This is a genomic window from Raoultella sp. T31, assembly GCF_002806725.1.
GTDB lineage: Bacteria > Pseudomonadota > Gammaproteobacteria > Enterobacterales > Enterobacteriaceae > Klebsiella > Klebsiella electrica.
In genome coordinates this window covers 32769-48407 of record NZ_PIBO01000013.1, presented here as the reverse complement: position 1 = coordinate 48407, position 15639 = coordinate 32769, and the positions used below count along the sequence as shown (strand labels likewise).

At 54.8% G+C, this 15639-nt stretch carries 13 protein-coding genes; 11 read left to right on the top strand and 2 right to left on the bottom strand.

Annotated features, from left to right (window positions below):
- The first annotated feature begins 42 nt into the window (after positions 1 to 42).
- The 5 genes from CWM52_RS11465 (at position 43) to CWM52_RS11445 (ending at position 4198) form a co-directional block, all read left to right on the top strand.
- Positions 43 to 1284, top strand: coding sequence for a sensor domain-containing diguanylate cyclase (locus CWM52_RS11465; protein WP_100684222.1), 1242 nt, complete (start codon positions 43 to 45; stop codon positions 1282 to 1284).
- Between the two features lie 128 nt (positions 1285 to 1412).
- Positions 1413 to 1829, top strand: a complete 417-nt coding sequence (locus CWM52_RS11460) for a hypothetical protein (protein WP_100684221.1) — start codon at positions 1413 to 1415, stop codon at positions 1827 to 1829.
- Positions 1830 to 1834: 5 nt separating this feature from the next.
- Entirely contained in the window at positions 1835 to 2389 is a 555-nt protein-coding gene (locus tag CWM52_RS11455) for an RNA polymerase sigma factor (protein ID WP_100684220.1), read from the top strand.
- 205 nt (positions 2390 to 2594) lie between these two features.
- Positions 2595 to 2867 (top strand): type II toxin-antitoxin system antitoxin HipB, encoded by a 273-nt coding sequence (hipB, locus tag CWM52_RS11450; RefSeq protein WP_100684219.1) that lies wholly within the window; start codon positions 2595 to 2597, stop codon positions 2865 to 2867.
- Positions 2867 to 4198: a type II toxin-antitoxin system HipA family toxin gene (locus CWM52_RS11445; RefSeq protein ID WP_100684218.1), complete on the top strand. Its 1332-nt coding sequence runs from the start codon at positions 2867 to 2869 to the stop codon at positions 4196 to 4198. Before hipB ends, CWM52_RS11445 begins: the two co-directional genes overlap by 1 nt.
- Here CWM52_RS11445 and CWM52_RS11440 read toward each other — a convergent pair.
- The gene (locus CWM52_RS11440; protein ID WP_100684217.1) at positions 4131 to 5537 is read right to left on the bottom strand and encodes a glycoside hydrolase family 10 protein; all 1407 of its coding nucleotides are present in this window, start codon (positions 5535 to 5537) and stop codon (positions 4131 to 4133) included. The genes CWM52_RS11445 and CWM52_RS11440 overlap by 68 nt on opposite strands.
- 704 nt (positions 5538 to 6241) lie before the next feature.
- Here CWM52_RS11440 and CWM52_RS11435 point away from each other — a divergent pair.
- The 6 genes from CWM52_RS11435 (at position 6242) to CWM52_RS11410 (ending at position 12309) form a co-directional block, all read left to right on the top strand.
- A complete protein-coding gene (locus tag CWM52_RS11435) occupies positions 6242 to 7300 on the top strand; it encodes a branched-chain amino acid ABC transporter substrate-binding protein (RefSeq protein WP_206057711.1) in 1059 nt (352 codons plus the stop codon).
- Positions 7301 to 7390: 90 nt separating this feature from the next.
- On the top strand, positions 7391 to 8305 hold the full coding sequence (locus tag CWM52_RS11430) for an ABC transporter permease subunit (protein ID WP_100684215.1): 915 nt from the start codon (positions 7391 to 7393) through the stop codon (positions 8303 to 8305).
- Positions 8306 to 8315: 10 nt separating this feature from the next.
- Positions 8316 to 9602 (top strand): high-affinity branched-chain amino acid ABC transporter permease LivM, encoded by a 1287-nt coding sequence (livM, locus tag CWM52_RS11425; RefSeq protein ID WP_100684214.1) that lies wholly within the window; start codon positions 8316 to 8318, stop codon positions 9600 to 9602.
- Positions 9599 to 10474, top strand: coding sequence for an ABC transporter ATP-binding protein (locus CWM52_RS11420; RefSeq protein WP_100684213.1), 876 nt, complete (start codon positions 9599 to 9601; stop codon positions 10472 to 10474). The genes livM and CWM52_RS11420 overlap by 4 nt, the downstream gene beginning before the upstream one ends.
- Positions 10471 to 11187: an ABC transporter ATP-binding protein gene (locus tag CWM52_RS11415; RefSeq protein ID WP_100684212.1), complete on the top strand. Its 717-nt coding sequence runs from the start codon at positions 10471 to 10473 to the stop codon at positions 11185 to 11187. The genes CWM52_RS11420 and CWM52_RS11415 overlap by 4 nt, the downstream gene beginning before the upstream one ends.
- A gap of 210 nt (positions 11188 to 11397) precedes the next feature.
- Complete coding sequence (locus CWM52_RS11410) at positions 11398 to 12309, top strand: NAD(P)-dependent oxidoreductase (protein ID WP_165785384.1); 912 nt, start codon at positions 11398 to 11400, stop codon at positions 12307 to 12309.
- Positions 12310 to 12563: 254 nt separating this feature from the next.
- Here the strand turns inward: CWM52_RS11410 and CWM52_RS11405 are convergent, their stop codons facing one another.
- A complete protein-coding gene (locus tag CWM52_RS11405) occupies positions 12564 to 15290 on the bottom strand; it encodes a glycoside hydrolase family 3 protein (RefSeq protein ID WP_100684210.1) in 2727 nt (908 codons plus the stop codon).
- Positions 15291 to 15639: the final 349 nt, after the last annotated feature.

Below are 15639 nucleotides of genomic sequence, written 5' to 3'. Positions count from 1 at the left end.
CGCGTCGTTCAGGGACGTGATGCCTGCTTGCTGGAGGGCTGCATGTTATTAAAAGAGTTAATGATTTTTGATTTACTCACTACGCCTGTCTGGGTGGTTCATCCTTTCAAAGAAGCCGTCGTCTATTGTAATCAGGCCTCCAGAACTCTTAGCGGAGAGATGTCGCTGGATGACATGCGCAAAGGCCCGCTCTCCACCTGTCCAGAGCGCAGCCTGCAGAATTATCTGTACTACTTCAAAAACATTGCTGAAGTATTCGAAGTATGGACCATTCAAACGACGGAGGGTCCGCGTCCGGTTTATTGTAAAACCACCCTGATTAAATCAGCAGAATATGACACTTTAATTCTTTTCGAAGCCGTCAAAATCCTGCAGCAAAATGACGCGGTTAAGGCACACCCCGCACATCATTACAAACGGCGCAGTAATAGTTTCTTCGCGCGATTTTTTATGACCAGTTCCGCCCCGATGCTGCTTATCGACCCTGAACAGGACGGCCGAATTGTTGATGCCAATATCGCCGCGCTGCGGTTTTATAACTACACCGCCGATGAGATGCGCACCCGCCATACCTGGCAAATCAATATCCTGGGAAAGGACGTGCTTCCCGTTATGCACGGCGTGGCAAGCTTGCCCGGTGGCCACAAGCCGCTTAACTTTACCCATATTCTGTCCGATGGCTCTATCCGCTATGTTCAGACTTATGCCGGGCCGGTGGTGCTGAATCATACCCGGTTGATGCTGTGTATTATTCATGACGTTACGGAAGAGGTGCATCTGAAGGCAGAACTTGAATTTGCGGCCACTCACGATCCTTTAACCGGATTACTCAATCGACGTGAGTTTTATCGCATTGTGGATTCCTCGTTATCTCACGCTGAAGGTTTTTGTCTGCTGCTGGTTGATGTCGATAATTTTAAAGCGATTAATGATAACTACGGACATCAAAAAGGCGATGAGGTGCTGCAGGCGATTTCCCGAATTCTTGAGTCCACCGCCAGAATTGAGGACAAAATCTATCGCTGGGGCGGAGAGGAGTTTTTATTATTTCTCCCCGGAGCGTCAATCGCGCCGGCGCTGGCGATGGCGGAAGCGATTCGCCACGCGGTCAGCTGTTACCATACCCCTGAGTACACCGGTACGGTGACGGTCAGCATTGGCGTCGCTGAACATCAAGAGGGGGAAGAGATCAATCAGCTGTTTAATCGCGTCGATAAAGCGCTGTATGCGGCGAAGAAAGAAGGGCGCAATCAAGTGAAGCTGTATCTGGTCGAAAAATATTAAAAACCGGGAGCAAGACAGGTCTGCCGAACATCTTTTTTATTTTTTTAGCAATTTTAGCAATATTTCCGCCGCTCATTCGTCTACCTCAGCACAAGGTTACTTTTCACTACGTTAATGAGGTCATACTGATGAGAGGTTTTGGAATGCACGGATATGAGCGCGATCGCCGCTTCGGTCATCATCGCATGGCTAAGCCGCTGATTATCGGCGTGGTACTGATCGCAATTCTTGGGCTGCTGGTGATGTCGCTGTGGAATGCGCTGCTGCCGGCCATTCTTGGCGTCAAGAGCATTGGTTTCTGGCAGGCGTTAGGTCTCCTGGCGCTGTCGCGTATTCTGTTTGGCGGTCTGGGCTTGCGTCCCGGTATGTTCGGGATGCGGCGCCGGATGCACGAACGCTGGATGAAGATGAGCCCGGAACAGCGCGAAGAGTTTGTTCAGCGCTTCCACCATCGCGACCCGCGTGGGCACTGCGGCTGGCGCGAACGCCGGGAGGAAAAAGCCCCGCCGCAGAACGATGCGGTCAAAACGACGCCAGACGAGTGAGTCAGATGAAAACAGGGGGCGCCGGGGAGTCGCTGTTGCTATCGGCAATCAACGCCTGTCGCTCACGGCTGAGCGCGTTTATTCGCGGCCGGACGCCGGTACGCGACGATGCGGATGATATCCTGCAGGAAGTCACCTGTCAGCTGATGACCGTGGAACAGCCGGTGGAGAACGTGGCGGCATGGCTGTTTCGCGCGGCGCGCAACGAGATGACCGACCGGGCGCGCAAAAAACGCGAGCTGCCCTTAGCGGGCTATGTGAACCCGGATGACTTTCTGCCGGAGGATGAGCTTGCAGAGACGCTGTTTGGCGTACCGCAGACGCCGGAAGAGGAGTATCTGAAAGCGCTGCTGTGGGAGGCGTTGAATCAGGCGCTGTCCGAACTGCCTCCAGCCCAGCGCGAGGTCTTTGAGAAGACCGAACTGCAGGGATACAGCTATAAGGCGCTGGCTGAAGAGTGCGGTGCCAGCGAGCAGGCGCTGCTCTCGCGCAAACATAAAGCCGTGCTCTATCTTCGTACCCGTTTGCGAACCTTCTACGATGAGCTGGTCGGCGGCTGAGTCCGCCGCCCGGCCCGCGCTTTCCCCTTGCGCTGCGCGCCTGACAAAATCCTGAATACCACCACAATATCCCCACCAGGGGATATTTTTATATTTATCCCCTGGTGGGGATATTAAGGGGAGTGGTGCGGAACCGCTCCGGTTGACATTATCCCCGGTAGGGTATAAATAGTGCTTTATCCGCAGAAGAGGATAAGGAGACACGATGAGCCCTCCACCAACGATATACAGCCCGGTTCAGCTGGCAAACTATCTCAAGCTGGTACGCCAGAAAAACCAGTGGACGCAGAGCGACCTCGCGCAGCGAATGGGGATTAAACAGGCCACCGTCTCTAACTTTGAAAATCATCCCGAGAAAACGACGTTAACTACGGTGTTTAAAATTTTACAGTCGCTGGAACTGTCGATGGCGATTTGCGAAAAAAATGCGCCGGATAGCGGCGATAACCGTGATAACCCACAGGATCTGGACTGGTAATGGCCACTCTCGTGACATGGATGAACAATGAGCGAGTCGGCGAGCTTATCAAGCAGGCCAACGGCGCGCATCTTTTCCGCTATGAAGAGGCGTGGATGCGCAATCCTCGCGCCAGGCCGCTCTCACTGTCGCTCCCGCTGCAGTACGGTAACATTACCGACGAGGCGGTGTTTAACTACTTTGACAATCTGCTGCCAGACAGTCCGCGGGTACGGGACCGCATTGTTAAGCGCTATCGGGCGCGTTCAAAGCAGCCGTTTGATCTGCTGGCCGAGATCGGTCGGGACAGCGTCGGCGCGGTGACATTACTCCCGCCAGGAGAAAATGCGCCCCGGGGAGCGTTAAGCTGGGAGCCGCTGGATAACCACGCCCTGGACGCACTGCTGACGGCCTACCGGTCGGATATACCGCTCGGGATGGTCAACGAACATGATGATTTCAGGATCTCGGTGGCCGGAGCCCAGGAGAAAACCGCGCTGCTGAAAATCGGCGAGCAGTGGTGTATCCCGACGGGTACCACGCCGACCACCCACATCATTAAGCTGCCCATTGGCGAAATCAAACAGCCGGATGCGGTGCTGGATCTCAGCGAAAGCGTCGATAACGAATATTTGTGTTTAGCTCTGGCTCGCGCGCTGGGTTTTGCCGTTCCGCAGGCCAGCATTATTCAGACCGCCAGCACCAGGGCGCTGGCGGTTGAACGTTTCGATCGCCGCTGGGCGCAGGAGAAGACGGTGCTGCTGCGTTTGCCGCAGGAAGACCTGTGTCAGGCCTTCGGTATTCCGTCATCGATTAAGTATGAGTCCGACGGCGGGCCGGGCATTCGGGCAATTATGGCTTTCCTGGTTGGATCCAGCGAGGCGCTCCAGGATCGCTACCATTTTATGAAGTTTATCGTGTTTCAGTGGCTGATTGGCGCAACCGATGGCCACGCGAAAAACTTCTCGATTTACCTCCAGCCGGGCGGCGGCTACCGCTTAACCCCGTTCTACGACATTATCTCCGCGTTTCCGCTGCTTGGCGGGAAGGGGCTGCACCTGAGCGATCTCAAGCTGTCAATGAGTCTGAAGGCCAGTAAAGGGCGCAAAACGGAGATCCAGACGCTCTATCCGCGTCACTTTCTCGCCACGGCTAAAGAGGTCGGGTTTGCCCGGCAGCAGATGCTGGAGATTCTGCGCTATTTTGTCGATAACGTTCCCCGCGCGGTTGATGCGGTAAAGGGGACTTTACCGCCTGACTTTTCACAACCGGTGTATGAGGCGATCACCGATCGCTTACTGTGGGTCCATTCACGCTTGCAGAACGCAATGGCGGCGTCGCCGGCGGGCTGAGTGCAGGCCCGGCGTAACTTCCCCAGCGGCTTTTCAGGTAGTTCACCGCCTGCTGGGTCTGCGGCTGGTTGAGATAGTTTTCCCGGAACAGGATAGTCCCCTGGATTTGCGGCATCGACTCGTTCAAATCCAGCTGTTTCTTCAGCTCCGGCACGCCGCCGTTGACCATCCAGTCGGGCTCATTCTTCGACGGTTCGCCGATTTTATACAGCGCCACGCCGATATACAGCCGGGTACCGGTCGGTTTCACCACGTCGGCCCACCATTTCGCCAGCACATCATAGCGGGCCGCGTCACGGGCAAAGGGCCAGTACAGCTGGGGGGCAATGTAGTCGAGCAGACCCTGCTGAACCCAGCTGCGGGTATCGGCGTAAGACTCATCATACGCCGCCGCGCCGCGGGTATCAGAGCCCGCCGGATCGTGGGAGCGGTTACGCCAGACACCCGCCGGACTGACGCCAAACTCCACATCGGGATTGAGCTGCTTGATGGTGCGTGATACCTGGGCTATCAGCTGCTGGGTATTGTGTCGCCGCCAGTCCGCTTTGGAAGCATATCCCTGCCCGTACTGCTGGTAGGTCTGCGAGTCGTTCAGCGCTGAACCCGGCGACTCGGTGTAGAAGTAATCGTCAAACTGCACGCCGTCAACCGGGTAGTGTTCCACCACTTCGGCAACGATGCTGGTTATCCAGTCGCGCACTTGCGGAATCCCCGGGTCGAGGACAAAGCGGTCGCCGGCGGTACGAATCCAGTCGCGATGCAGCACGAAGACGCTGGAGGGGACTTGCGACAGCGTCCCGTTGAGTTCGCTGACGGTTTTTGGCCGGGTGTTCACGGAGACGCGATAGGGGTTAAACCAGGCATGGACCCGCATACCGCGTTTGTGGGCTTCATCGAGCATAAACTGCAGCGGGTCGTAGCCCGGATCCTGGCCGATGTGGCCGGTCAGCATATCGGACCACGGCAAAATTTTTGACGGCCATAGCGCGGTGCCATCCGGTTTGACCTGAAAGAAGACGGTATTGATACCGAGGCTTTGCAGCTTATCCAGTTTATCGGTCAACGCTTTCTGCTGCTGGCGGATACGCAGCGCAGGGTCGCCAGTCGTCACCGAGGCGACCGGCGGCCAGTCAAGACGAGACACCGTTGTCAGCCAGACGCCGCGTACCGGCTCATGGGTTTTGGGGGCATGGGGCTGCTTCTGCGCCGGGGGGAGCGGAGTCACCAGAGAGCCGGGCGGTTTGCCGGAACAGCTCACCAACAGCAGCGCGGCGGCCACAGCCGCGGCGGACAGAGTCACTTTAGAGAGAACAGGGACGCTACGAGAGCAGAAAATCATATTCGTCATCGTTATAGGTCGTTGCGTTGAAGAGGCATTTTCCTACGATTCGAATCCAAGTCAATCAGTGTGTGTATTCTCCCGCTGTTTCCTGGGCAGGACGGGCCCCGGCGGTTGCTTGCGTCGCCACAGCGGCGGGTTGTTATCGCCCCTTTTCCTGTCAGAGGAGGTCCGCTTTCACGATAGGAATAATAAGAGTGAGTTATGAGTGCGTAGCGTGGAATCCGCTGTTAACGCGCCGCTTGTCATGCGTCTTGTTATATTGTTCACAATACCGCAACAAAATTATTCACACTCATGATCATTTTCGCACTTTTGCACCAGGGCAGTGCGCAACGAGTGAAAAGAGCAACTATGTTTAGCTCGCTGGTCGATATGGACGCCGCAGTTCCCGACTCGCCACGTGATGGCAACCGACCTCCTGACTGGTGCTGAAATGCGCGTCAGCCGCAGGCGATAACGGTGTTATCACGCGTTATTGCCATCCATTACCCGGCTGTATGACGCGCCATCTCTCCCTGGCGGGATTTTTGCTTCTTCCACTCTGGCCGTGACGGCACATTGTCAGCCTTCGGCAAACCAAACAGTAATTGATATTTTCCGCGCCATAACCGGGCGCCAGGCTATAAATCGCTGAGGAATATCGAATGTCTCTGAAACTGAAAAAGTTGATGCTTCATGTTGCGATTGCGGGTTGTATGAGCGTGGCATTTTACGCGCAGGCGGATGTGAAGATTGGTGTTGCCGGACCGTTTACCGGGCCGAATGCGACTTACGGCGCCCAGTACTGGAAAGGGGCCTCGCAGGCGGCGGCGGATATTAATGCGGCGGGAGGAATTAAAGGCGAAAAAATTGTGCTGGTTCAGGGTGACGATGCCTGCGAACCCAAACAGGCGGTAGCGGTGGCGAACCGCCTGGTCGATGAGTCCGGCGTCTCTGCCGTGGTGGGGCATTTCTGTTCGTCATCCACCATGCCGGCCTCCGAGGTCTATGACGAGGCCGGTATTCTGACCATCACCCCGGGCTCGACGAACCCGCAAATCACCGAACGCGGTATGAAAGATATGTTCCGTATGTGCGGTCGCGACGACCAGCAAGGGGCGATTGCGGCGAACTATATACTGGATGTGCTGAAGGCGAAAAAAATCGCCGTGATCCACGATAAAGATACCTATGGTCAGGGACTGGCGGATGCCACCCGCGCCGCGCTGGCGAAACGCGGGACGAAAGAGGTGCTGTACGAGGGGCTGTCCCGTGGTGAGAAGGATTTCAATGCGCTGGTCACCAAAATTGGCGCGCTGAAGCCTGACGTCGTCTATTTCGGCGGCTGTCATCCGGAAGCCGGTCCGCTGGTTCGGCAGATGAGAGAACAGGGGGTACAGGCGAAATTCTTCTCCGGCGATTGCATCGTGACGCAGGAGCTGGTGACCGCCGCCGGTGGCCCACAGTTCACTGACGGCGTGCTGATGACCTTCGGTCAGGATCCGCGAACCATTGCGGAAGGGAAAGCGGTGATTGAAAAATTCCGCGCCAGCGGTTTCGAACCGGAAGGTTATACCCTGTATGCCTACGCGTCGATCCAGGCGATCGCCGCCGCCTATAATGCCGTCGGAACCGATAACACCAAAGCCAGCGAATGGCTGAAAAACCACAGCGTCGATACCGTCATGGGCAAAAAGGCCTGGGATGGCAAGGGCGACCTGAAGGTATCGGATTACGTGGTTTATAAGTGGGATGATAAAGGCAAATATCACCAGCTTTAACCGCCATAACTCTCCGCCCCTGAGCAAGGGGCTATTCGCGAAAAGGCAGGCCAGGCTGTTTGCTGCCCGTTTACCGGCAGGATGGTGTCTATGGAAGCGTTCTTTTTACAACAATTGATCAATGGGCTGACGCTGGGCGCCGTATATGGATTAATCGCCATCGGCTATACCATGGTGTACGGCATCATCGGCATGATTAACTTCGCTCACGGCGAGGTGTATATGATTTCGGCCTATCTGTGCGCTATCGGGCTGGCGTTGCTCTCCGGGTTTGGGATTCACTCTTTTCCTTTGCTGATCTTTGCCACGCTGATCTTCACTATTGTGGTGACCGGCGTCTACGGCTGGACTATCGAACGTATCGCCTACCGGCCGTTGCGCAACTCCACCCGCCTGGCACCGCTGATCTCAGCTATCGGCATGTCGCTTATCCTGCAGAACTATGTCCAAATCAGCCAGGGACCCAATCAACAGGGGATCCCGACGCTGCTCTCCGGGGTACTGCGTTTCGAGGTTGGCGACGGCATCGTGCAAATCACCTGGACCAAAATATTTATCCTCGTCGCGGCGCTGGTGGGCATGATTGTCCTGACGTGGATAATCCAGCATACCCGGCTCGGGCGTATCTGTCGGGCGACGCAGCAGGATCGGCGCATGGCCGCCATCCTTGGGATTAATACCGACAGGGTTATCTCATTGGTTTTTGTCATTGGCGCGGCGATGGCCGGTCTGGCTGGCGTGCTGGTGACCATGAACTACGGCACCTTTGATTTCTATATCGGTTTTATTATCGGTATCAAAGCCTTTACCGCCGCCGTGCTGGGGGGGATTGGCTCGCTACCTGGCGCGATGCTCGGCGGTTTACTGCTGGGAGTGGCCGAAGCGCAGTTCGCCGGGCTGGTGAACTCGGATTACAAAGATGTTTTTTCCTTCGCGCTGCTGGTGGCGATCCTGATTTTCCGCCCGCAAGGGTTGCTGGGTCGTCCGATGGTTGCCAAGGTTTAAGGGGGCGAACATGGCTGAAGTGTCCCGTAAGCCGGGGCTGGATATCAGGCGCTGCCTGATCGACAGCATCCTGGCCGGATTGTGCGCGCTGATCGTATTTGGCCCGATCGTGGGCATTGTGCTTAAAGGGTACAGTTACCAACTGTCAACGCAGCGGGTGTTGATACTGGTTGGCATCGTGATGCTCGGGCGGCTGCTGCTCAGTCTGCTGTTGCAAAGTCGCAGCGGTCGCCAGTTCCTCGCCCGCTTTGAAGGAACGCATGATGGCGTATATGTGAGACCCGCGGGCTATCGTTCGCGGCTGCGCTGGGTGATTCCGCTGCTGGTGGTCCTCGCCATCCTGTTCCCGATTATCGCCACGAAATATCTGCTGACGGTGGCCATTCTCGGGCTGATTTATGTCCTGCTGGGACTGGGGCTGAATATTGTAGTCGGGCTGGCGGGTCTGCTCGACCTGGGCTATGTGGCCTTTTATGCCATTGGTGCCTACGGGCTGGCGCTGGGTTATCAGTATCTGGGGCTGGGTTTCTGGGCAATGCTGCCGACAGGCGCCATTATGGCGGCGCTGGCCGGCGCGCTGCTGGGATTTCCGGTGCTGCGCATGCATGGCGATTATCTGGCGATTGTTACCCTTGGGTTTGGTGAAATTATCCGCCTGGTGCTGAACAACTGGGTCAGTTTTACCGGCGGACCGAATGGGGTTTCCGTCCCGGCGCCGACGCTGTTCGGTCTCGAGTTTGGCCGGCGGGCCAAAGACGGCGGGGTGCCCATCCACGAGTTTTTGCACATCAGCTATAATCCCAACCTCAAATTTATCTTTATCTACGCCGTGCTTTGCCTGGTGGTCCTGCTGGTGCTGTTTATTAAGCACCGATTGACGCGGATGCCTGTCGGACGCGCATGGGAGGCGCTGCGTGAAGATGAGATAGCCTGTCGGGCCATGGGACTGAATCATGTGCTGGTGAAACTCTCGGCGTTTATGCTGGGGGCGTCTACGGCGGGGATTGCCGGGGTCTTTTTTGCCACCTATCAGGGGTTTGTTAACCCGACCTCGTTTACCTTTTTTGAGTCGGCGCTGATTCTGGCCATCGTTGTACTGGGCGGTATGGGCTCGACGCTGGGCGTGGTGCTGGCCGCATTTGTCCTGACGGTGGCCCCGGAACTGCTCCGCGGGTTCGACGAATATCGGGTGCTGCTGTTTGGTGTTTTGATGGTGCTGATGATGATCTGGCGGCCGCGTGGGCTGGTACGTACCAGTCGTACCGGGGTGGCGGTACGCAAGGGAGTGGCGCCATGAATGACCATATTTTGCAGGTCGAGCATCTGATGATGCATTTTGGCGGTATTAAAGCGCTCAATGATGTCAATCTTGAGGTCAAAAGGGGGTCGATTACCGCGCTGATTGGCCCTAATGGCGCGGGAAAAACCACGGTATTTAACTGTCTGACCGGGTTTTATCGCGCGACCGGCGGGACGATCAGGCTGCATGCCCGCTCGCGGATGACCGACGTGATTCAGGTACTGGGACAAAAGCTTAATCCGACGGATTTTCTCCATCCTGCCGCGCTGGGATCGCGGCTGTATTACAAAATGTTCGGTGGGGCCCATCTGGTTAACCGGGCGGGGCTGGCGCGGACCTTCCAGAATATCCGGCTGTTTCGTGAGATGTCGGTGATTGAAAATCTGCTGGTGGCCCAGCATATGCAGGTAAATCGTCATTTACTCGCCGGGATCTTCAATACCCGCGGATATCGCAATGCCGAAAGCCGGGCGCTGGATCGGGCCTTCTACTGGCTGGAGGTGGTCGGGATGGCGGATTGCGCTAATCTGCTGGCGGGAACGCTCTCCTACGGGCAGCAGCGGCGGCTGGAGATTGCCCGCGCGATGTGTACCGGGCCCGAGATTATCTGTCTCGATGAACCGGCGGCGGGGCTGAATCCCGTTGAGACTCAGGCGCTAAGTCAGATTATCCGCTTCCTGCGCCAGTATCACGGCGTGACGGTATTATTGATTGAACATGATATGGGGATGGTGATGGCGATTTCCGATCACGTGATCGTGCTCGATCATGGCGATGTTATCGCCCGTGGCGAACCGAAGGAGATTCAGTCGAATATCAGCGTGATCGCGGCCTATCTGGGAACCGATGAAGAGGAGCTTGCCGAATGAGCCAACCGTTGCTGGAATTTCGTCAGGTTGATGTGTTCTATGGTCAGATTCAGGCGTTGAAGCAGGTCTCCTTAACGGTGAAGGAAGGAGAGACGGTGGCGCTAATCGGCGCCAACGGTGCCGGGAAATCGACGCTGTTAATGTCTATTTTTGGTCAGCCGCGCATCGCCGAAGGAGAGATTCGCTATCGCGGCGAGGATATCAGCCGACGGTCCACCCATTTTATTGCCAGTAACGGTATCGCCCAGGCGCCGGAAGGGCGGCGGATTTTTGCCGATATGACGGTGGAAGAAAACCTGCTGATGGGGACAATTCCCGTGGGCAACCGCTATCAGAATGAAGACAAGGCGCGGATGTATCAGCTTTTTCCTCGCCTGGAAGAGCGACGGGCGCAGCGCGCCATGACGCTATCGGGAGGTGAGCAGCAGATGCTGGCGATTGCCAGGGCATTGATGAGCCGGCCAAAACTGCTACTGCTGGATGAGCCCAGTCTTGGCCTGGCGCCGCTGGTGGTCAAACAGATATTCCAGATCCTGCGTGAGCTGACGCAGCAGGGCATGACGCTGTTTCTGGTGGAACAGAATGCGCATCATGCGCTGAAGCTTTCCGACCGCGCCTACGTTATGGTGAATGGTCAGATTCAATTAACCGGAACGGGCAGGGAGCTGTTGAATAATCCGCAGGTGAGGAATGCCTATCTCGGCGTGACCTGATAAGTGACGGTGTCACTATTTCGCGCAATTCAAGCGTACAACTATCCCCCTCCGCCGACGATTTTCCGCCGGCGTTTGCCTTTCTCGCCAGGGCAAGCTGCTGATTTGCGCAGGATAAAGGCGATAAACGTGCTGGCCTTTATTCCGCGGATGCGGGCATACTGAATGACCTTTATCTGCTCAGCGCGCTACCGACGTCAGCGGGACGCAATGCAGGTGCGAAATTCACGCGGGAGAAATGGAATGAACTTACCGGTTGTTGCCGTTATTGGGCTCGGTGCCATGGGGCATGCTTTTGCCAGCAATCTGTTAAAAAAAGGTTTCACCGTTCATGGCTGGAACCGTACCCCTGAGCGGGGTGAGGATTTGATAGCCAGCGGATTAACTCTTCATGCGACGCCGCAACAGGCCGCGGCAGCGGCGGAGGTGATTCTGTCGGTTCTGACCGATGGCGAAGCGACCCTGAATACGATCCGCGAAATAGCTCCGGTTTGCCAGCCAGATGCCGTTTTTTGCCAGATGGGGACGATTGGCGTGGAAGAAACGCAGGAGGCTGTGGATCTGCTGGCGTCGCTTCGCCCATCGATGGTCTACCTCGATGCGCCGGTGTCGGGAACCAAAAAACCGGCGGAGAATGCGCAAATTCTGGTGCTGGCCAGCGGGGATCGTCAGCGAGGGGCGAAGGCCGAGAGCGTCTTTGCCGCAATAGCGCGCGGTACACAATGGTTTGGCGACGCCGGCAACAGTCAGAAAATGAAGCTGGTACTGAACGCCTGGCTGATCACCATGATGGAAGGGGTGGCTGAAAGTACGTTACTGGCGGCGAAATTAGGTTTTACTCCCGAAGCGTTGTGGGGCGCGCTTGACGGCGGCCCGCTGGCGGCACCGTATGTGAAAGCCAAGCTGGAGATGATCGCGGCGAATGATTTTGCTCCGCAGATGCAGCTCAGCCATGCGCTGAAAGATGCGCGGCTGGCGCTTGACGCGGCGGAAGATACCCAGCTGCCGATTCTGGCCGCCATTGCCGACTGCTGGGATGAAGCCGCCGCCGAGGGATTTGCCGGGCGTGACCTGGCGTCGGTCTATGCCTGGCTGGCGGGAAGACCGACTGGCGGACAGTAATGCCAAAAAGAGCAGGGTGCCTGCGTGAATTGTTGTGCATTCCCGGAGTGCTAAAAGCCTGGAATTCACGTAGCGCACGCATTTTTCATTAAATCTTTATAAATCATAATGTCATGCGTAGCGATTCCCGTTTTGGGCACCGCTACGCCGACAAAGCCTGGCGGGCTGACTATTTCACCAGGCTTAACACCCTATCCGACAGCCATAGACTGAAACTGTCGGATAGGGTTAGCCATAGAGACTTACATCAGGATTTACCTTGGGGTTCCATCACAATTGACCCGGACGATGTTATCCATCTCCGGCTTCATGCTCGCAGGCGTCCAGTTAATTAATCCCAAATCGAGTTGGGCATTCGCCGTGGTCGTCAGAATAAATGGCGTATTGGTTTTAGAAAAATCCATATTTTCTTTGAAACAGGTTAACGGAATGCTTAGCGTGACCCATTTATTTAGCGGGAGAGTATTTAAGGTATCATTGATGGCAATGGAGGAGGCGCATGGCCAACCGCACTGCATACCGATTTCCATTTTGCGGTCGGGGTTTTTCTTAAGGCGCAAAGTTACCATCAAGTTACTGTTCGCCTTGAGGTAATTATTCCGGTTGATCCCTTTAACATTGGTTGTCTGTAATTGAACAGAGGCCCCGGTACTCTCGCTGGTCCCCATAAATGTGACCTCACGTGCATCCTGCTGCCTTTTATAATCGACAGGGCGCACGCTAATATACTGCATTGCGGATTTACCGTTTACCGATACCTCAGTACCGGTCCAGTTACTCTCATCTCCCATTCTTAAACGATGCTCTTCGGAAGCCTTTTCACCGAACAGCTCAAGTCGGGTGGTGGCGACTGGCGATTTCTCCATGCTTAACTCCCGGCACCCCAGACGACGCTTATCAAGCGGTAAGCGATCCAGATCTTGATAATTCGCTGCCGGTCGTGAAGGCGAGTTGTAGGTCAATCCGTAACCGAAATTAAATAATACATTCTCTTTGTCCGGCTTTTGCTCAAATTCCGGGCGCTGCCATTCAGCGATATTGGTTGGCGCTCTGTTGATGGTGGTCGCACATTTTTGTGCTGGCCATGAGAACGACAACGTTCCCTGGAAATCATGATTTATCGTGTTGTTAGCATCACGGAAAATAACATCGGTAATGCCTTGCGCTTCGGTCCCGGGTAGCCAGGCGGCAACGAATGCATCGGCAAGATTGAGCTCTTCGTTGACATAGAGCGGTCTGCCAGAGAGCAAAATAACAACCGTCGGGATGCCGGCTTTATTGAGTTGCCTTAATAGTTTGACATCACCGGAATAACCAGCCTTCAGCTCTGAGTAAGATAGCGTTTTATTATCAGGAATATCACCTAACCACTCTGCATAGGAGTCTTCACCCATGGCAACAATCGCCACGTTGGGCCTTTCTTTAAGATCCAACTCGCTTGAGGAGAGGGTCATAACGTTGTGTTTGCCAATGGATTTCTCCACTGCCCCCACGATAGTAACGGCGTCAGGAAAATCCGATAAGTTATTCTCCGTCCCTTGCCAGGTGAGGCTCCAGCCGCCAATTTGCTTGCTAATATTATTCGCGGCGCTACCCGCCACCAGGACTTTAAGATCCCGGCTAAGGGGCAGGATATTATTCTTGTTCTTTAGTAAAACTAATGATTTACGTACCGCTTCCCGTGCCAGGGCGCGGTGGTCAGGATTCCCAAGAATGCTCTGACTTCCTGCAAGACTGCGCTGAGACGGCATCGGTTTATCCCACATACCGGCCCGCATTTTGACCCTCAGGATGCGACTGACAGCATCGTCAATTCTGGAAACTGGAATAGTTTTGTTATTTACACTATCAAGTAAGCTGGTCCGAAATGACATCCAGTCCTTTCTTGCCGTGACCATGAAAATATCTATTCCAGCCATGACTGCTGCTTCGCAGGCCCCCATACTACAACCTGATATTTCACTATGGCCGTTCCAGTCGGATATGACTACGCCATCAAAACCCATTTTGTCCTTAAGTACCTGGGTGAGCATATAATAGCTGCCGTGCAGTTTACCGTTATACTCGCTCCCGGCCTTCATTCCCTGCGCGGAATTTTTATCGTTTTTCCAGCTATTAAACGAGGCCATCACGGCCTGCGCGCCGGCATCCAGGCCTGAAAAATATCCTACCGCGTGTATATTACGCAGGTCATCCTCTGAATAATGGGTATCGCCGCGATCAACACCGTACAGGGTACCGCCATCGCCAACAAAATGCTTGACGGTGGAAATAACGTGATGTTGTCCCTTCAGGTCAGATGCAGAACCTTGTAGACCCCTGACCATCTCTTTTGCATAGGCATAAACGATCGACGGGTCCTCAGAATAGCCTTCGTAAGTGCGTCCCCAGCGATCGTCACGTGGTACAGCGACAGTGGGAGCAAAGGTCCAGTCAAGACCTGTGGCCGCAACTTCGAGCGCCGTTGCCTGACCAATTCTATAAATTAAATCCGGATCGCGGGCGGCCCCTAAGCCAATATTATGTGGTAAGAGTGTGGCCTGGAAGACGTTGTTATGACCATGAACAGCATCGGTAGCCCACATAAAGGGGATTCTGAAACCACGGCCAGCAAAAGCCTTATCCGTTGCTTTCCAGTATTTATCGGCTTCAGTGACCCAGCTACGGGCCAGGGAATGTTTATTGTTATCCGGCCAACCTCCACCGCCGTTAAGAACGGAGCCAATTTTATATTGAACCACTTCCTCAGGCGTGATTTCCCGAAAGTCGGGCTGCAGCATTTGACCAATTTTTTCTTCAAGGGTCATCTTTGCAAGAATGTCTTTGACTTTATTCTCAAGTATTTCATCTTTGGCAATGGCGCTATGTATCGTAGGCCAGTCGGAAAAGTAAGGCGCAACGGCAACTTCATTCGATGCCAACGCGACATTGGCGGTCAATAAGGCAGCCAGCGCGCAGTTAGCCCCCAGCATGATTTTCATACACTAACCCCAGAGTAAGTTTTATAGAAATCGATTTCACATACGTGTCTATGCCGTGTTCATGTCTTATGCATGACGCATTCGTGAGCTATAAGAGCATGAACAACCTTTGCAATCTATGCTTTGCTGGAGGAACTGCAAGGCTCATCTTCTAAACAGAGATGGCAATCACAAAAATCGATCGGATATCTAGAAATCGATTTCAGGTGAGTGGTGATGTGGCTATGATGGCAATGGAGTCGTACATGACACAAGGTGCTTTACATGTAGTTTCTTATGGAAATCATATGGTCAGCTATATTTACTGAGGTTGCTTAATGACTGCCGACTGGCGTTGATAGTAATTCCG